1 protein-coding gene is annotated in these 231 nt (G+C 48.9%); it reads left to right on the forward strand.

Annotated elements, in window-relative coordinates:
• Nucleotides 1-231, forward strand: a 231-nt coding sequence (locus AC0L3B_RS40490; RefSeq protein ID WP_473383732.1) for a hypothetical protein, incomplete at both ends; no start/stop codon positions are given.

A 231-nucleotide genomic window follows, 5' to 3' on the forward strand; every position in this document is an offset into this window, starting at 1 on the left:
GTGCCTCCTTCAGGTTTGCACTTCATTGCAAATAAAGGTCTTGATGATCCGGTGGATTTGGTTGAGGGGGGAAGAGACTTTCAGTGTTTCGCAACCTATGGAATTATTGCAGGGACTTCTTTGTCGGGCATGGTGGGGACGCTCATAAATAAAGATTCTGTGGACATGCCGGTGGATGTACGAGAGGTTTATCAGACCCTGTCATTGCCAGCGCAATATCCTCCCGTCGTC

The sequence above is a fragment of the Bradyrhizobium sp. Kon56 genome (assembly GCF_055807635.1).